Raw genomic sequence first — 16,400 nt, 5'->3', positions numbered from 1 at the left:
CTAGCCCATGTCTTTCGATAACCTGTCCCGCGTCACCCAGGAGCGGCCGCTGCGCATGCTGCTGGTGAACGCCGGCGAGGCCGATTCCATCACCTGGGCCGGCCTGGTGCAGCCGCTGCGGCTGGCCGCCGCGTCGCTGGGTCCGCATCAATTTCATCTGGAAACAATGACGCCGGCGCAAGTGGTGCTGGCGCAGCCGGGCTGGCACATTGCGCTATTGGTCGCCGACGAGAGCCAGGCGCCGCTGGCGCCGGAGGTGTGCCGCGCCGTCATCGAACGCTGCCGCTCGGCCGAATACTGGGGCGGCGTCGGCGCCGGCGTGCTGTGGCTGGCCAGCGCCGGGCTGATGTCGGGCGTGCGCATCGCGCTGCCGTGGGCGCTGTACGCCGACACCGAGGAAATCGCCGAGCGCGCCATCCTGACGCCCCACCTGTTCGAACTGGACGGCCGGCACCTGAGCTGCTGCGGCGGCTCCGCCAGCATCGACTTTTCGCTGACGCTGATCGAGCACCTGTTCGGCGCCACCGTGCAGGCCGCCATCAAGGAGAGCCTGTGCGTCGAGCGCGTGCGCGGCCACGAGGAGCGCCAGCGCGTCGCCCTGCAGGCCCGCTTCGGTGCGCTGCAGCCGCGCCTGTCCGAGGCGGTGACGCTGATGGAAACCAATATCGAGGAACCGCTGTCCACCGACGACATCGCCAACCTGGTCGGCCTGTCGCGGCGCCAGCTGGAGCGCCTGTTCAAGCAATACCTGGGCAGCCTGCCGTCGCGCTACTACCTGGAGCTGCGCCTGCAGCGGGCGCGGCAGTTGCTGCTGGAAACCAATCACTCCATCGTGCAGGTGGGGCTGATGTGCGGCTTCTCCTCCGGCTCGCATTTTTCCACCGCCTTCGGCGCCCTGTTCGGCAACACGCCGCGCGAGGAGCGGCAGCGCAAGCTGATGCCGGTTGTATAGACTGGTCGTTCTGGCAAGCTTACTTTGCGGCCAAAAGTGAAAATCCTTGTCGCCATTAGAAAAGAGTTTTAGCATGCCGCTTTTTATAATGGGTCCACGCGGTGCTGTGCCGCGCCTTACCCAACACTGATAGGGAATGCCATGAACGCCAAGCTAGATACGACCGTAACCACCCGTCCTGTGACTCGTCAGACCTTTGATGAAGTCCTGGTGCCAACCTACGCACCCGCAGCGATGGTACCGGTCCGAGGCGCTGGTCTGGACCTGTGGGACCAGAATGGCAAGCACTACCTGGACTTCACCTCCGGCATCGCCGTGGCCTCGCTGGGCCATTGCAACCCGATCCTGGTCGAAGCGCTGACCCGCCAGGCCAACACACTGTGGCACCTGGGCAACGGCTACACCAACGAGCCGGTGCTGCGCCTGGCCATCGCGCTGACCGAGGCGACCTTCGCCGACCGCGCCTTCTTCTGCAACTCCGGCGCCGAAGCCAACGAAGCGGCGCTGAAGCTGGCGCGCAAGTACGCCCACACCAAGTTCGGCGAGCACAAGTCGCGCATCGTGTCGTGCTACCAGTCGTTCCACGGCCGCACGCTGTTCACCGTGTCCGTCGGCGGCCAGTCGAAGTACACCGAAGGCTTCGAGCCGCTGCCGCCGTCGATCGAGCACATCACGTATAACGACATCGAATCCGCACGCGCCGCCATCGGCGAAGACGTGTGCGCGGTGATCGTCGAGCCGCTGCAAGGCGAGGGCGGCGTGGTGCCGGGCGACAAGGCCTTCCTGCAAGAGCTGCGCGAGCTGTGCAACAAGACCGGCGCGCTGCTGATCTTCGACGAAGTCCAGTGCGGCATGGGCCGTACCGGCGACCTGTTCCACTACATGACTTACGGCATCACGCCGGACATCCTGACCTCGGCCAAGGCGCTGGGCAACGGCTATCCGATCGGCGCCATGCTGACCACCGAGGAACTGGCCAAGACGCTGGGCGTGGGCACCCACGGCACCACCTACGGCGGCAACCCGCTGGCCGCGACCGTGGCGCTGACGGTGCTGGACACGATCAACCAGCCGGCCTTCCTGGCCCGTGTCAAGGAAGCCGGCGCCAAGCTGCGCTCGACGATGGACAAGCTGATCGCCGACTACCCGCAAGTGTTTGCGCAAGTGCGCGGCGCCGGCCTGCTGCTGGGCCTGGTTGTGACGGATGCCTGGAAAGGCCGTTCGAAGGACATCCAGAAAGCCGCCGAAGGCAACGGCCTGATGGTGCTGATCGCCGGCATGGACGTGGTGCGCCTGGCGCCGGCGCTGATCGTCTCCGACGCGCAGATCGCCGAAGTCGACCGCATCCTGCGCCTGTCGCTGGACGGCATGATGGCGGCGGCCTGAGTTAAAACCACCGTCATCCCCGCGAAAGCGGGGATCCATGCCGCGCTTGAGTTGCCAGCGTTCTATGGATTCCCGCCTGCGCGGGAATGACGACTACACGGCCCGGCGCTCGCCGGGCCGGTTCGCATTTTCTAAGGAGTTCCCATGTATGTAGTCCGTCCGGTAGAACTTGCGGATATTGCTGCCCTCGAAGCGCTGGCTGCAGTCCCTATGCCGGGAGTGCATACCCTGCCGAAGACGCGCGAGAAGATCCTCGACATGATCGAGCGTTCGATCGCCTCGTTTGCGGCGCATGTCGATATCCCAAGCGAAGAGGTGTATCTGCTGGTGCTGGAGTCGGCGGACGATAAATCCATCGTCGGCACCTCGGCGATGTTTGCCGCCGCCGGTTCCAACGGCACCTACTTCTCCTTCCGCAACGACGTGATCCAGCAGGTGTCGCGCGACCTGAACATCAGCCACAGCGTGCACGCGCTGACGCTGTGCTCCGAGCTGACCGGCTATTCGCAGCTGTCGAGCTTTTTCGTCGGCGACCGCGAACACGGCACGCCGGAAGCGGCGCTGCTGTCGCGCGCGCGGCTGATGTTCGCCGTGCTGGCGCCGCACCGCTTCGCCGACCGCTTCTTCGTGCCGCTGGCCGGCGTGACCGATGCCGACGGCGGTTCGCCGTTCTGGGATGCGCTGGGGCGCAAATTCTTCAAGATGGACTTCCTCGACGCCGAGCGCGTCATCGGCGGCGCCCGCAACCGCACCCTGATCGTCGAGCTGATGCCGCACTATCCGGTCTACGTGCCGCTGCTGCCGGGCGACGCGCAGGCGGCCATGGGCCAGATCCATCCGTCGGGCGAGATGGCGTTCAACCTGCTGACGGCCGAAGGCTTCGAGGCCGACGACTATATCGACATCTTCGACGGCGGCCCGATCCTGCAGGCGCACAAGAATACGCTGCGCACCTTCAACGGCGCGCTGCAGCGGCGCGTGATCACCGCCGCCGAATCGCCGGACCGCGGCCGCGAGCCGCAGCTGCGCTACGCAGTCGCCTCCGGCTCCGAGCATAACTTCCGCGCGGTGATCACGCATTGCCCGTCGCTGGAATCGCAAGTCAATGTGGCGCTGCCTGCCGATGTGCAGGAAGCGCTCCAGGTCGCCGAGGGCGACACCGTCATCTGCGTCAGAATCTAAGAGTGGACAACCTATGCTAGTAGTACGCGCAATCAAAGCCGAAGACCTCGACGCCCTGTACGTGATGGCCACGCAGGTCGGCAGCGGCATGACCACCCTCAAGCCGGACATGAAGATGATGGGCGACCGCGTGGCGATCGCCGTCGCTTCGTTCGCCGAGAGCATCCCGCCCGAAAAGCGCGACTACATGTTCGTCATGGAGGATACCGACACGGGCCGCCTGGCCGGCGTGTGCGCGATCAAGGGCGCGGTCGGCTTGACGGAGCCGTTCTATAACTATCGCATCGGCACGCTGGTGCACTCGAGCCGCGAGCTCGACGTGTTCACCCGCATGGACACGCTGTACCTGTCGAACGACCTGACCGGCAGCACCGAACTGTGCTCGCTGTTCCTGCATCCCGACTACCGCACCGGTAACAACGGCAAGCTGCTGTCGAAGAGCCGCTTCCTGTTCATCGCGCAGTTCCCGCACCTGTTCACCGAAAAGCTGATCGCGGAGATGCGCGGCTACCAGGAGGAGAGCGGCCGTTCACCGTTCTACGAAGGTTTGGGCCGACACTTCTTCAAGATGGACTTCGACCACGTGGACGACCTGACCGCCGTCGGCAAGAAGTCCTTCATCGCCGAGCTGATGCCGCGCCAGCCGCTGTACGTGGCCTACCTGCCGGACGACGCGCAGGCCGTGATCGGCAAGGTGCATACCTCGACCGCGCCCGCGCGCCGGCTGCTGGAGCAGGAAGGCATGTACTTCGAGGGCTATATCGACATCTTCGATGCCGGTCCGGTGCTGCAGGCCCGCGTGTCCGAGCTGCGCGCGATGCGCGACAGCACGCTGGCCGAGATCGGCCTGGCCGGCGACTGGGATTCGGCCTGCGCACCGGAGACCGCCGTGGCCGAACCGATGCTGGTGTCGAACACCACGCTCAAGGATTTCCGCATGATCCTGTCGCAGTCGGTGCCGGTCGCCGGCATCGTGGCGCTGCCGGATGCCGAACAACAACTCCTGCACTGCCACACCGGCGATACCGTGCGCACGCTGTCTCTCAATCTGAGGAAGAATCCACATGTCTAACGTTTTAAGCAACTACATTAACGGCGAATGGCTGCCGGGCAGCGGCGCCGAACTGGTCACCATCGATCCGTCGAACGGCAAGCAGACCTGGGCCAGCAAGGAATCGACCGCGCAGGACGTGGCGCAGGCTTGCGCCGCCGCGCGCGGCGCCTTCGAAGCCTGGGCGCTGACGCCGCTGGCCGAGCGCACAGCCGTCTGCACCCGTTTCCGCGATCTGCTGAAGCAGGACGCCGAAGAGCTGGCGCTGCTGATTTCCGAGGAAGTCGGCAAGCCGCTGTGGGAAGCCCGTACCGAAGCGACCACCATGGCCAACAAGATCGACATCTCGGTCCAGGCCTACGGCGCGCGCACCGGCGAAACGCAGAGCAAGGTTGCCGACGGCGAGGCCGTGCTGCGCCACCGTCCGCACGGCGTGTTCGGCGTGTTCGGTCCATACAACTTCCCCGGCCACCTGCCGAACGGCCATATCGTGCCGGCGCTGATCGCCGGTAACACCGTCGTCTTCAAGCCCAGCGAATTCGCCCCGCGCACCGCCATCAAGACCGTGCAGCTGTGGGAGAAGGCCGGCTTGCCGAAGGGCGTCATCAACCTGGTCAACGGCGGCCGCGACGCGGGCATCGCGCTGGGGCGGAACGAACTGCTGGACGGCGTGCTGTTCACCGGCAGCTGCCAGACCGGCACCGCGCTGCACAAGCAGTTCGGCGGCCAGCCGGGCAAGATGCTGGCGCTGGAAATGGGCGGCAACAATCCGCTGGTGGTGTGGGACGTCAAGGATGTCGACGCCGCCGTCTTCATGGCGATTTCGTCGGCCTTCATCTCGGCCGGCCAGCGCTGTACCTGCGCGCGCCGCCTGATTGTCAAGCAGGGCGCCGAGGGTGACGCGATCGTCGCGCGCCTGGTCGATGTCGCCAGCCGCCTGACGGTCGGCGCGTCGAACGCCGAGCCGGCGCCATTCATGGGGCCTGTGGTTTCGGCGGCCGTCGCCAAACGACTGGTGCAGGCGCAGGCCGACATGGTCGCCAAGGGCGGCAAGAGCCTGCTGCAGATGCGCCAGCTGGACGAGAACACCGGCTTCGTCACCGCCGGCATCGTCGATGTGACCGATGCGCAGGGCATTCCGGACGAAGAGTGGTTTGGCCCGCTGCTGCAGGTGATCCGCGTGGCGGACTTCGACAGCGCGGTCAAGGCGGCCAACGCCACCGAATTCGGCCTGGCTTCGGCGCTGATCTCGAACGACGAGAACCTGTGGAGGATCTTCCAGGTCCGCGCGCGCGCCGGCATCGTCAACTGGAACCGTCCGACCACCGGCGCCGCCAGCAGCGCGCCGTTCGGCGGCGTGGGCAAGTCGGGCAACCATCGTCCGAGCGCCTACTACGCGGCGGACTACTGCGCCTACCCGGTCGCATCGATCGAAAACAACGTACTTGAAATGCCTGCGAAGCTGTCGCCGGGTATGAACTTCTAAGGAACTGCCATGAGCGCACGCGAATTCAATTTTGACGGTCTGGTCGGCCCATCGCACAACTACGCCGGTCTGTCGTTCGGCAATGTGGCCTCGTTCAGCAACGTCAAGAGCGCTTCGAATCCGAAGCTGGCGGCCTTGCAGGGCCTGGCCAAGATGCGCGCGCTGGCCGCGCGCGGCTTTGGCCAGGCGCTGTTGCCGCCGCAGGACCGTCCGAATTTCCGCCTGCTGCGCAGCATCGGCTTCACCGGCAGCGATGCCGAGGTGCTGGCGAAGGCCGCCAAGGAAGCGCCGGTCATCCTGGCCTGCGCCTGGTCGGCCTCGCCGATGTGGACCGCCAACGCGGCCACCGTCAGCCCATCCGCCGACAGCGCCGATGGCCGCGCGCACTTCACCGCCGCCAACCTGAACAACAAGCTGCACCGCGCTTTCGAGCACGCGCAGTCGGCCCGTTCGCTGCGCGCCATCTTCAAGGACGACCAGCACTTCGCCGTGCACGACGCCTTGCCGGGCACGCCGGCGTTCGGCGACGAAGGCGCGGCCAATCACACGCGCCTGTGCAAGGACCACGGCAGCGCCGCCGTCGAGATGTTCGTCTACGGCCGCACCGAGTTCGACGTGTCGGCATCGCAGCCGAAAAAATACCCGGCACGCCAGACGCTGGAAGCGTCGCAGGCGGTCGCGCGACTGCACGGCCTGTCGGCGGAACGCACCGTCTACATCCAGCAGAATCCCGACGTGATCGACCAGGGCGTGTTCCACAACGACGTCATCGCGGTAGGCAACGGCAATGTGCTGTTCTACCACGAGCAGGCTTTCGCCGACGAAGCGGGCGCGCTCGAGCAGCTGCGCCGCGCGATGGGCGGCGTGGGCGCGGACCTGAACGCGATCCGCGTCGACACGGCAAAGGTGTCGGTGGCCGACGCGGTGCACAGCTACCTGTTCAACAGCCAGCTGCTGAGCAAAGACAACGGCAAGATGGCGCTGGTGATCCCGCAGGAATGCCAGGAAAACGCCGCCGTCGCGGCCTATCTCGAAGGCCTGGTCGCCAGCGGCAACGCGGTCGACGAACTGATACATTTCGACCTGCGCCAGTCGATGCGCAACGGCGGCGGCCCTGCGTGCCTGCGCCTGCGCGTGGCGCTGACCGACGCCGAAGCGGCGGCCATGCATCAAGGCGTGGTGATGACGGAAGCGCTGTACCACACGCTGGTGGCGTGGGTCGAGAAACACTACCGCGACCGCCTGGAGCCGTCCGACCTGGCCGATCCCGCGCTGGCGATCGAGGTGCACGCCGCGCTGGAAGATTTGAGCCGTATTTTGGGCCTGCCTGGCCTGTACGATTTGTAAAACGGGATTTCACCCCCATATGGCGATTTGGTGTTTAATAACACGCGACCACCGCCGCGCAGCCACAAGCCGGCGCGGCTCTGCAACATAAAATACTCATAACGTATTGGAGAAGCAACGATGAAACAAATGCCACAAGACCTGCGCAAACAGACGCTGGATTTGGTCAACGCAAGCAAGCCTGCCAGCGACAGCACACAAGTCGCGGCGCTGATCAGCGCCTGGCTCGGCTCCCTGGATGACGAAGACCTGTCGGGCACCGCGCCCGACAGCCTGGCGCCAGTTTTGTGGGATGGTTTCACCTTCGCTTCCAAGCGCACCGGATCCGGCGCGCAAATCGCCAAACTGCGCTACGCGGACGGCCGCGGCGGCATGGCCACCGCGCTGCTGATCCTGAACGATGACATGCCGTACCTGGTGGACTCCATCGTCATGGCGATGCGCAAGCTGCGCGTCGGCGTCGATGGCGTACTGAATTCGGTGCTGCCGGTCGCGCGTAACGCGGACGGCGTGGTGACGGCCGTCGGCCAGAGTGGCGACAAGCTGGAATCGTACGTACTGTGCCTGCTGTCCGAAGACCTGCCGGATGCGGAAATCGGCATGCTGGTCGAGCGCCTGGAAATGGTGTCGCGCGATGCCGCCGTGGTCCGTCGCGACAAGGCCGCGATGGAAGCGCACTTCAGCCGCATCGGTGCCGAAGCCGCCACCCACGGCGACGAAGGCAAGGAAGTCGCGGCCTTCCTCGAATGGGCCAAGACCGAAGGCTTCGAGCCCTTCGGCTATGCCTACTACCAGGTCAAGCCGGGCGTGCGCGAACTGGAACGCGACATCCCGAGCCGCATCGGCGTGCTGCAGGATACGTCGCATCCGGTCTACGGCACCTGCCTGGCCAATATTCCCGGCGATTTCGACACGCTGTCGAAACGCGCCAACACGCTGTCCATCGTCAAGGCCGACGTCGAAGGCACGCTGCACCGCGACCAGCAGCTGGACTTCATCGGCGTGCGCCACACCGACGCGCAAGGTGCGATCCTTGGCGAATACTGCTTCGTCGGTTTGTTCACCCGCGCCGCCACCGCCACGCCGTTGAACCGCCTGCCGTTCGCGCGCGGCCGCGTCGCCAAGGTGCTGAGCATCGCCGGTGTGCGCCAGGAAGGCTTCCGCGCCGAGAAATTCATCGAGATCCTGGAATCGCTGCCGCGCACCGAAGCGCTGGAAGGCGAACCGGAATGGCTGGCCGAGGTCTGCGGCGCCGTGGTGTCGCTGTACAAGCAGCCGCGCACCAAGGTGTTTGCCCGTCGCGACGTCTATGCGCGTCACCTGAATGTACTGGTCTACCTGCCGCGCGAGCGTTACAGCGCAAGCGTCGCTTCGTCGCTGGCCAAGGCGCTGCAAGCCAGCTCCGGCGCCCAGCATGTCAGCTCGCAGACGCTGGTGGCCGATGGTCCGCTGGCCCGCGTCTACCTGATCGCCCACGCCGCGCGCTATCCGCTGGACCTGGAAACCGATATCCAGCAGCCGCTGTTGTCGGTGCTGGACGGCTGGCATGACCAGTTCTCCGCGCTGGCCGATGCCGTGCCGAACGTGCCGATGCGCGCGCACCTGCGCCGCATGTGCGCCACGCTGCCGACCGACTATGTCGCCTCGACCGCGCCGCAAGCCGCCTTCCACGACCTGGAAGCGATCCTGGCCAACACCGACCCATCGCGCGTGGACGTTCGCGTCGACGTCGGCAACGGCGCGGAGGCAGATGCCACCACGATCCGTTTGTATTCCGTCGACCGCGTACCGTCGCTGTCGACCATCCTGCCGGCGCTGCATAACGCAGGCGTCGCCATCGACCGCGAACAGGCGCACTCGATCCGCCTGGATGGCCAGCGTCGCTTCGTCACCAGCCTGACGGTGGATGCAGCCAGCGCCGCCAACCTGGCCAAGGCCGAAGTGGTGCCGGTCGCGCAGGAACTGTTTGCCTCGCTGTTCAACAACGAAGCCGAAGACGGCCGCCTGAATGGCCTGGTCATCGAAGGCGGCTTGAGCGTGCGACAAGTGCAACTGGTGCGCGCCTACATGAGTTACTGGCGCCAGACCGGCACCCGTTTCTCGGTGCGCTACATCGCTGAAACGCTGCGCAAGCAGCCGGCGATTGTGAAGGAGCTGGTGGACGCGTTCCTGCAGCGCTTCAATCCCGCGCTGGACGCCGCCACCCGCGCCGCCGCACTCGATACGCTGGCCGGCATCAAGAGCCGCCTGCCGGCCATCAACCACGCCGACAGCGAAGAAGTGCTGGGTGCGATGGTCGACCTGATCACCGCCACGCTGCGAACCAACTACTTCCAGAACAATCAGAAGGGCGACAAGATCATCTTCAAGTTCGACACCAGCAATCTGTCGCTGGTGCCGGAGCCGCGTCCGTTCCGCGAGATCTTCGTGTTCTCGCGCCGCTTCGAAGGCGTGCACCTGCGTGGCGGCCCAGTCGCCCGCGGCGGCCTGCGCTGGTCTGACCGCATGGAAGACTACCGCACCGAGGTCCTTGGCCTGGTCAAGGCGCAGATGGTGAAGAACGCCGTCATCGTGCCGGCCGGCGCCAAGGGAGGCTTCGTCTGCAAGCAGATGCCGAAGGACGCCGTGCGCGAGACCATCGCGGCCGAAGGCGAGGCGGTGTACCGCCTGTTCATCGCCAGCCTGCTGGAAATGACCGACAACCGCGTGCTGGGCAATATCGTTTCGCCGGCCGACACCGTCTGCTACGACGGCAACGACCCGTACCTGGTGGTGGCTGCCGACAAGGGCACCGCGACCTTCTCCGACATCGCCAACGGCATCGCCGTGGAGCGCGGCTTCTGGCTGGGCGACGCGTTCGCGTCGGGCGGCTCGAACGGCTACGACCACAAGAAGATGGGCATCACCGCCAAGGGCGCGTTTGAAGCCGTCAAGCGCCACTTCTACGAAATGGATCACGACATCCACGCCACGCCTGTGACCATGGTCGGCGTCGGCGACATGTCGGGCGACGTGTTCGGCAACGGCGCGCTGTTGTCGCGCAAGCTGAAGATCGTCGCCGCTTTCGATCACCGCCACATCTTCCTCGATCCGAATCCGGACATGGAAAAATCCTTCGTCGAACGCGAGCGCATGTTCGCGCTGCCGCGCTCCTCGTGGGACGACTACAACAAGGAACTGATCTCGGCCGGCGGCGGCGTGTACCCGCGCACCGCCCGCAGCATCGAGCTGTCGCCGCAGATCCGCGCCGCGCTGGATATCGAGGAAACCTCGCTGCCGCCGGAAGAGCTGATGCACCGCATCCTGCTGGCGCCGGTGGACCTGTTCTATAACGGCGGTATCGGCACCTACATCAAGGCGTCGACCGAATCGCACGCGCAGGTCAAGGACCGCGCCAACGACAACATCCGCGTCGACGGCAACCAGCTGCGTTGCAGGGTCGTGGCCGAGGGCGGCAACCTGGGCGCGACCCAGGCCGGCCGCATCGAGTTCGCGCTGTCGGGCGGCCGCATCTTCACCGATGCGATCGACAACTCGGCCGGCGTGGATTGCTCCGACCATGAAGTGAACGCGAAGATGTGGCTGGACGTGGAAATGAACGCCGGCCAGTTGAGCGAAGCGGACCGCAACCGCGTGCTGAACGAAATGACAGCCGACATCGAACGCCTGGTCCTGCGCGACAACACGCTGCAAACGCAGCTGCTGGTGCGCGAAGCCCAGGCGCAGACCGACGCCTCCGTGCAGGACGGCTACGCATCGCTGATCGCCTTCCTGGAAGAAGAGGGCGCGCTGTCGCGCGAGCTGGAGCAGCTGCCATCCGTGGCTGAACTGGCGCGCCGCAAGGCCGATGGCCGTGGCCTGACCACGCCGGAACTGGCGGTGGTGATCGCCAACGTCAAGAACCGCTACAAGCGCATCCTGTCGGCGCTGCCGCTGACGGACCTGAGCTGGGCCGAGTCGGTGCTGAAGCCGTACTTCCCGGACCTGCTGGTGGCTACCCGTCCCGCGCTGGCGCACCCGCTGGCCAACGCCATCCTGGCGACCGTGCTGGCCAATGAATCGGTCAACCGTTGCGGTCCATTGATGCTGCGCCAGCTGGCCGGCGAGCATGGCGTGGATGAATCGGAAGTGATCCTGGCGTGGGGCCAGGCATGGTCCGCGCTGAACCTGGCGCCTGTCTTTGCCACGCTGGATGCCGACGCGCTGAAGGTGCCGCGCGCCGTGTCGATCAAGGTCGACGGCCGTACCCGCGTGCTGCAGAAGTCTGTCATCGAAGGCGTGCTGACGGTGCCTGCGGACCAGCTGCGCGCGGGCGTGGCCGAACTGACCAAGCTGTTCGCCAAGCCGGAGACGCTGGCGGCGCTGACGCCTGCGGGTAGTCAGTCCGACGCGGATATCACCGCCGGCCTGCGCACCGGGTTTGTGCTGGCATGGAAAGCGGTTGAAGCGATCGAGGCGGTGGCGGCGTTTGTGTTTGCCGCGCTGTCGGTATCGCGTCCGGAAGGCATGGACCTGCCGGCGTTCCTGCAGGTTGGCCTGGCGCTGCGCGCGCAGGTCGGCATCGATACGCTGGAACGCGGCCTGAAACTGCCTGCCACCAGCCGTTCGCAGGAACAGCTGCGCAGCTATGCGCAGAACGCGCTGCGCCGCACGCAGCAACGCCTGCTGTCGCAGGTGCTGCAGCATGCGACCGGCGGCCACAGCGCGTCGGAGGCGGTGGAAGTCGTGGCCAACACGCTGGGCCTGTCCGGCTATGCGGCGGCGACGGACCTGGAGCAGGCGATGCTGGATGTGTGGGCATTGTCCGAAGCGACCAACTCCGGCAACACGATGCTGGTGGTGTAAGACGATGGGAGATTTGCCAGCAGCCTTGCCGGAAGCCGTACGCTCGCTCGCCGAAGCGGATTTCAGCGCCGTGGCGCAGCGCTTTTCGGCGGCCGGTTTTGCGGTGGCGCAGCCGGCCGACGGTATCCTGACCATCAAGGCTGCCGGCGATCGTCCGAGCGTGCTGGTCTCGGTTGGCGTGCACGGCGACGAGACCGGCCCGATCGAGATGGTGGCGTATCTGCTGGACGCCTTGTCGCATCAGGCGTCCTCGCTGGCGGTCAATCTGATGCTTTGCGTCGGCAACATCGGCGCCATCCGCGCCGGCAAACGCTTCATCGATGCCGACCTGAACCGCATGTTCCGCCAGGAGCGGGGGGCGCTGGAAGGCACGGCCGAAGCGGCGCGCGCCGACGTGATGATTGCCGCCACCACGGCCTTCTTCGCGGATGCGGGAGCGGTGCGCTGGCATCTGGACCTGCATACGGCGATACGGCCGTCGGTCTATCCCACCTTCGCCATCGTGCCGGAGATTATCGCGGACCTGCCGCGCCGTACGCTGATCGAGTGGCTGGGACTGGCCGGCATCGGCGCCGTCATCATGAACCCGGCGTCGGTGGGGACGTACAGCTACTATTCGGCCGAGCATCATGCGGCGGCCGGCACCACGATCGAGCTGGGGCGCATCGGCACGCTGGGCCAGAACGACCTCGCGCAATTTGCCGACGCCTCGCTGGCGCTGGACGATCTGCTGCGCGGCGCGGCCAGGCGCGAGGCCAGGCAGCAGCCACACGTCTTCAACACGGCGCGCCAGATCATCAAGTTGAGCGACCAGTTCCAGATGGCCTTCGGCAAGGACACGCACAACTTCACGGCCCTGAAGCAAGGCGAGGAAATCGCCCGCGACGGCGACACGATCTACACCGTCCAGCATCCCGAGGAGCTGGTGGTGTTCCCCAATCCCGATGTGCGGGTCGGCCTGCGTGCCGGTCTGATGGTGGTGCGCGTCAGCTGATCCCGATCTTTACCCGTCTTTACACCTTGCGGGATCATGGTTACATGGATTAGTTCGTTAACAGGAGCAGCATTGTCCTTAACTACGGAGTAAGCACCATGACGACAGCAATCAGCGGCATCTCAAGCAGCAGCACCCAAGCCACCCCCTTCGATCCTGCGAAGGGGGCGGCGCGCCTTGCATCCAAGGTATTCGGCGATCTGGATGCCGACAAGGACGGCAAGGTCAACAAGGATGAATTCGTATCCGGCCTGAAATCCAAGGGCGTGTCGGCAGACGACGCCGCCAAGCAGTTCGACGCCATCGACACGCAGAAATCCGGCTCGATCACGCAATCGGACCTGGAAACGGCGATCAAGAGCGGCAGCTTTGCGCCGAAGCGTCCTGAGGGCGGTGCAGGCGGCCCCGGCGGGGCGCAGGGCGGCGGCAAGCCTCCTGAAGGTGCGGGCGGCGCTGGCGGGGCCGGCGGCGCCAGCAGTTCGACCAAAACCTACGAAGCGGCCGACACCAACCAGGATGGCACGGTCTCCGAACAGGAGCAGCTGGTCTACGATGTCTCGCATCCATCGGACAAGGCTTCCGATGCCAGCAAAATTGGCAACAACGTCGACGAGCTGGCCTGACGGCGTGCATGGTGGGTAGCGGCTATACTGCTTCTGTATTCAATCAACAGGAGCAGATTATGTCGCTATCGATGCATCAGGTTTCGGTGCCCGTGTTTGTGCGCGGGTTGAATGTGCTGGCGGATTTGCTGCACAAGGCGGAGGCGCACGTGGAGCAGCATGGCTCGGTGCCGGATGCGATGATCTCGGCGCGGCTGGCCGACGATATGCTTCCGCTGTCGGCGCAGGTGCAGCGCGCCAGCGATACGTCGAAAATGTCGGTGGAGCGCCTCAGCGGCGTGGTGGCGCCCAAGTTTGAAGACAACGAGACGTCGTTCGATCAATTGCAGGAACGCATCGCCAACACCATCGCCTATCTGAACAGCGTCGACGCGGATGCGCTGGCGGGCAGCGAGGTGCGTACGATCAAACTTAATTTTGGTTCGTTCCAGCCCGAGTTCAAAGGTGACGATTACCTGTTGACCTTCGCGCTGCCGAATTTCTTCTTCCACATCGTCACCGCGCACGACATCCTGCGCAACCAGGGCGTGCCGGTGGGGAAACGCGACTATCTGGGACCGTTCGCTTAACCGCGCATCAGCAACGCCGCCAAGGTGCCCGCCAGCCCCAGCAGGGCCACGGCGGCGCCCGCCACCGCAGGGTGGAAACGCCGGGATACGGTAGGGATCTTTTGGATAGGCATGGCAGGCTCCTTCTTGACGGAATGTAACACTTGACTCAAGAGTAGCGGGGCGCGGGTTTTCAATCTATACATCGTGCTGTATCAAAAGTAAGCAACTGTAACCTTCCCCTTGTGGCGTCTGGCCTCTGAGTTGTTTTTCTAACACAAAATTACTGTATGGCGATGGGCCGGAAGGCCCTATAATCGCTTAGTTTTTTTGCCCGAACATCTCTCCCACAAGGAACCGCCTGTGAACCAAACGCTGGTCCAGAAACTGACCCGTACCAAACCGGTCGACACCACAGCAGTAGAACACGCCCCAAGCAGCAACAGCCTGCACCGCTCCATCGGACTGTTTCCCCTGACTATGATCGGCGTCGGCGCCACGATCGGCACCGGCATTTTCTTCACGATGGTCGAAGCCGTGCCAAAAGCCGGTCCTTCCGTGATCCTGTCCTTCCTGTTCGCCGCGATCACCGCCGGCCTGACCGCGCTGTGCTATGCCGAGCTGTCGTTCCGCATTCCGGCGTCCGGCTCGTCGTACTCCTTCGCTTACGCGACGGTGGGCGAGTTCCTGGCCTTCATCATGGCCGCCTGCCTGCTGCTCGAATATGGATTGGCGGCCAGCGCCACGGCGATCGGCTGGTCCGACTACCTGAACAACTTCCTCAACAACGCCTTCGGCTGGCATATCCCCGAAGTGCTGCGCTCGCCGATGATAGTGTCGACGGCCAAGGGCATCGAGTTCCACGGCGGCCATATCAACCTGCCGCCCATCCTGCTGGTGGGCCTGTGCTGCCTGCTGCTGATACGCGGCACCAAGGAATCGGCCACCACCAACGCGATCATGGTGATGATCAAGCTGGCGATCCTGATCTTCTTCGTGGTGATCGCCTTCTCCGGCTTTGATATAAACAATTTCCATCCGTTCTTCAGCCCGGACAACGGCGTCCACATCACCGGCATGACCGGCGTGACGGCCGCCGCGGCAACCGTGTTCTTCTCCTTCATCGGCCTGGACACCGTGGCCACCGCCGGCGAGGAAGTGCGCGATCCCAAGCGCAATGTGCCGATCGGCATCCTGGCGGCGCTGGGCATCGTGACCCTGTTCTACCTGCTGGTGGCCGTGGCGGCGATGGGTGCGCAGCCGGCTTATAAATTCGCCGGGCAGGAAGCCGGCCTCGCCGTGATCCTGCAGAACGTCACCGGCAAGACCTGGCCGGCGCTGGTGCTGGCGGCGGGCGCGGTGATCTCGGTGTTCAGCGTGACCTTGGTGACGATCTACGGCCAGACCCGCATCCTGTACGCGATCTCGAAGGATGGCCTGATCTCGCCATCGTTCCGCAAGGTGAGCCCGCGCACCGCATCGCCGGTGCACAACACCTTGATCGTCTGCATGGTGGTGGGCCTGGTGGCCGGCTTTGTCGACGCGACCTTCCTGTGGGACATGGTCAGCATGGGCACGCTGACGGCCTTCATCGTGGTGTCGCTGGCGGTGCCGGTGATGCGCAAGAAGGAAAACGGCAAGGGCACCAAGGGCTTCCGCGTGCCTTTCGGCCCTTACTTTGTGCCGGGCCTGAGCATCTGCGCCTGCCTGTACCTGATGTTCGGCCTGTCGCTGACGACTTACACCATCTTCATCATCTGGATGAGCGCCGCGATCGTGACCTATTTCTTCTACGGCATCCGCAAGTCCAACCTGAACAAGTAAAAGCCCTGGACGTAAAAAAGCCCCGGCGCGCTGAATGCGGCCGGGGCTTTTTTTACGTCCGCAGCTTACGCTTCGTCTTTGCTTGGGTTGGCACCCAGGTACAGGCGCAGAACGAGGCCGGACAGGGCGATGGCGGCAGGCAGGTTTTCGATAATGGTCAGC

Annotated in this window: 11 protein-coding genes; all 11 read left to right on the top strand. The window is 64.9% G+C overall.

The window, feature by feature from the left end:
• The first annotated feature begins 7 nt into the window (after positions 1 to 7).
• The 11 genes from ACSQ3S_RS32125 (at position 8) to ACSQ3S_RS32075 (ending at position 16,238) form a co-directional block, all read left to right on the top strand.
• The gene (locus ACSQ3S_RS32125) at positions 8 to 952 is read left to right on the top strand and encodes a GlxA family transcriptional regulator (protein WP_176655772.1); all 945 of its coding nucleotides are present in this window, start codon (positions 8 to 10) and stop codon (positions 950 to 952) included.
• Positions 953 to 1,093: 141 nt separating this feature from the next.
• Positions 1,094 to 2,338 (top strand): acetylornithine/succinylornithine family transaminase, encoded by a 1,245-nt coding sequence (astC, locus tag ACSQ3S_RS32120; RefSeq protein ID WP_436144928.1) that lies wholly within the window; start codon positions 1,094 to 1,096, stop codon positions 2,336 to 2,338.
• A 144-nt stretch (positions 2,339 to 2,482) separates the two neighbouring features.
• Entirely contained in the window at positions 2,483 to 3,520 is a 1,038-nt protein-coding gene (locus ACSQ3S_RS32115; protein WP_436144927.1) for an arginine N-succinyltransferase, read from the top strand.
• 13 nt (positions 3,521 to 3,533) lie between these two features.
• The gene (gene astA, locus ACSQ3S_RS32110) at positions 3,534 to 4,592 is read left to right on the top strand and encodes an arginine N-succinyltransferase (RefSeq protein WP_353404406.1); all 1,059 of its coding nucleotides are present in this window, start codon (positions 3,534 to 3,536) and stop codon (positions 4,590 to 4,592) included.
• Positions 4,585 to 6,057: a succinylglutamate-semialdehyde dehydrogenase gene (astD, locus tag ACSQ3S_RS32105; protein ID WP_436144926.1), complete on the top strand. Its 1,473-nt coding sequence runs from the start codon at positions 4,585 to 4,587 to the stop codon at positions 6,055 to 6,057. Before astA ends, astD begins: the two co-directional genes overlap by 8 nt.
• Before the next feature lie 9 nt (positions 6,058 to 6,066).
• Complete coding sequence (gene astB / locus ACSQ3S_RS32100; protein ID WP_436144925.1) at positions 6,067 to 7,404, top strand: N-succinylarginine dihydrolase; 1,338 nt, start codon at positions 6,067 to 6,069, stop codon at positions 7,402 to 7,404.
• Positions 7,405 to 7,524: 120 nt separating this feature from the next.
• Positions 7,525 to 12,249 (top strand): NAD-glutamate dehydrogenase domain-containing protein, encoded by a 4,725-nt coding sequence (locus tag ACSQ3S_RS32095; protein ID WP_436144924.1) that lies wholly within the window; start codon positions 7,525 to 7,527, stop codon positions 12,247 to 12,249.
• A 4-nt stretch (positions 12,250 to 12,253) separates the two neighbouring features.
• Complete coding sequence (locus ACSQ3S_RS32090; RefSeq protein WP_176655765.1) at positions 12,254 to 13,243, top strand: succinylglutamate desuccinylase; 990 nt, start codon at positions 12,254 to 12,256, stop codon at positions 13,241 to 13,243.
• Positions 13,244 to 13,341: 98 nt separating this feature from the next.
• A complete protein-coding gene (locus ACSQ3S_RS32085) occupies positions 13,342 to 13,866 on the top strand; it encodes an EF-hand domain-containing protein (protein WP_176655764.1) in 525 nt (174 codons plus the stop codon).
• Between the two features lie 59 nt (positions 13,867 to 13,925).
• A complete protein-coding gene (locus tag ACSQ3S_RS32080; protein WP_176655763.1) occupies positions 13,926 to 14,435 on the top strand; it encodes a DUF1993 domain-containing protein in 510 nt (169 codons plus the stop codon).
• A 342-nt stretch (positions 14,436 to 14,777) separates the two neighbouring features.
• Positions 14,778 to 16,238: an APC family permease gene (locus ACSQ3S_RS32075; protein WP_436144923.1), complete on the top strand. Its 1,461-nt coding sequence runs from the start codon at positions 14,778 to 14,780 to the stop codon at positions 16,236 to 16,238.
• The last annotated feature ends 162 nt before the right edge of the window (positions 16,239 to 16,400 follow it).

This window comes from Duganella sp. LjRoot269 (assembly GCF_964254095.1).
In the GTDB taxonomy this organism is placed as follows: domain Bacteria; phylum Pseudomonadota; class Gammaproteobacteria; order Burkholderiales; family Burkholderiaceae_D; genus Rugamonas; species Rugamonas hordei.
This window is presented reverse-complemented; position numbering and strand designations above follow the sequence as displayed.

Excerpts from the sequence above, each read along its gene's own strand:
- ACSQ3S_RS32125 (WP_176655772.1), top strand. The coding sequence starts at position 8 with ATGTCTTTCGATAACCTGTCCCGCGTCACCCAGGAGCGGCCGCTGCGC.
- astC (WP_436144928.1), top strand. The coding sequence starts at position 1,094 with ATGAACGCCAAGCTAGATACGACCGTAACCACCCGTCCTGTGACTCGT.
- ACSQ3S_RS32115 (WP_436144927.1), top strand. The coding sequence starts at position 2,483 with ATGTATGTAGTCCGTCCGGTAGAACTTGCGGATATTGCTGCCCTCGAA.
- astA (WP_353404406.1), top strand. The coding sequence starts at position 3,534 with ATGCTAGTAGTACGCGCAATCAAAGCCGAAGACCTCGACGCCCTGTAC.
- astD (WP_436144926.1), top strand. The coding sequence starts at position 4,585 with ATGTCTAACGTTTTAAGCAACTACATTAACGGCGAATGGCTGCCGGGC.
- astB (WP_436144925.1), top strand. The coding sequence starts at position 6,067 with ATGAGCGCACGCGAATTCAATTTTGACGGTCTGGTCGGCCCATCGCAC.
- ACSQ3S_RS32095 (WP_436144924.1), top strand. The coding sequence starts at position 7,525 with ATGAAACAAATGCCACAAGACCTGCGCAAACAGACGCTGGATTTGGTC.
- ACSQ3S_RS32090 (WP_176655765.1), top strand. The coding sequence starts at position 12,254 with ATGGGAGATTTGCCAGCAGCCTTGCCGGAAGCCGTACGCTCGCTCGCC.
- ACSQ3S_RS32085 (WP_176655764.1), top strand. The coding sequence starts at position 13,342 with ATGACGACAGCAATCAGCGGCATCTCAAGCAGCAGCACCCAAGCCACC.
- ACSQ3S_RS32080 (WP_176655763.1), top strand. The coding sequence starts at position 13,926 with ATGTCGCTATCGATGCATCAGGTTTCGGTGCCCGTGTTTGTGCGCGGG.